General features: G+C 43.8%; 1 protein-coding gene. It reads left to right on the forward strand.

Translation table 11 applies throughout. The annotated features are described in order from the left end of the window. The first annotated feature begins 109 nt into the window (after positions 1-109). Positions 110-1,309: an IS4 family transposase gene (locus tag AACR09_RS15820; RefSeq protein WP_193835385.1), complete on the forward strand. Its 1,200-nt coding sequence runs from the start codon at positions 110-112 to the stop codon at positions 1,307-1,309. Positions 1,310-1,328 lie beyond the last annotated feature (19 nt).

The following is a 1,328-nucleotide window of genomic DNA, read 5'->3' on the forward strand; positions in this document are numbered from 1 at the left end:
CTTGCGAATCCCCTCATAATTAGGCATAAAAACAATGAGGTAGACGCGCATCGCCGTCTTTGATCTAATGAATATCGCTGAACACACATTTCGAACAAGTGGGTTAACAATGCGCGATATTCAGATTCTACAACAAACCATACAAAACCAATGCCCCTCCATTCACAAAAAACGCGTTAGTTCTCTGATACTTGCTACAAAAAGTGTACTTGACGGCTCAGACTTAACGCTGACTAAACTAGGTCGCAAACTGGAAACTAATACCACGGTAAAACATGCGATCAAACGCGTTGATAGACTGCTTGGAAATCGCCAACTACATCGTGAAAAAGACCTTATTTATAAATGGCATGCCTACTTAATAACGGGCGCCAACCCATGCCCTGTGATCCTTGTGGATTGGTCTGATGTTCGTGAACAACTTCGTTATATGACGTTAAGAGCATCCGTTGCACTTGATGGTCGAGCCATCACAATCTTTGAACAAGTTTTTGAGTATGGCCAATACAATTCACCGAAAAGTCACCAAACATTCCTCGATAAATTGCAGAGTATTTTGCCGAATAAAGTCAGTCCGATCATCGTTTCTGATGCGGGTTTTAGAAATACTTGGTTCCGCCAAGTACAGGAGAAAAGTTGGTTTTGGTTAGGTCGTGTCCGAGGTGAAGTATCAATCAAACAACCTCATAAACCTTGGGTCTCAGATAAAACCTTTTATCCAACCGCTGTCCATAAACCCAAATATCTTGGCCACTGCTTACTAGCAAAGAGATCACCGATATCTTGTGAAGCCTATGTTTATAAGGGATTAGAAAAAGGCCGAAAAGCCCAGCGCCATAGTAGAACCAGCCAAAAACACTCCGCTACACATCTCTACCAGCGCAGTGCGAAGGAGCCGTGGCTACTCGCGACGAATGTCCCTAGACATATCTTAAATGAAGTACAAATTACCAATCTGTACGCCAAGCGTATGCAGATAGAAGAGGCCTTCCGCGATCTAAAGAGTACCGCCTATGGGATCGCACTTCGTCACAACAGAACTCGTTGTACTAAGCGATTAGATATCCTGCTTCTTATTGCGTTGCTCGCTGAAATCTTGATGTGGTGGAATGGCATCATTGCAGTACAGGCCAAATGGCATTTTGACTTCCAAGCCAACAGCATTAAACACCGTCGAGTTCTCTCCATACCTCGTCTAGGGAGAGAGGTTCGAAATCATCGGCGATATCAAATTAATGAATCCCAATATCAATGGGGAATGTTCGAATATCAAAGGCTCACACACAACGCAGGACTAGGGAAATTATGAGGGGATCCGTCAGCGCCTT

The organism is Vibrio sp. OPT20 (assembly GCF_963889365.1).
Classification (GTDB): Bacteria; Pseudomonadota; Gammaproteobacteria; order Enterobacterales; family Vibrionaceae; genus Vibrio; species Vibrio splendidus.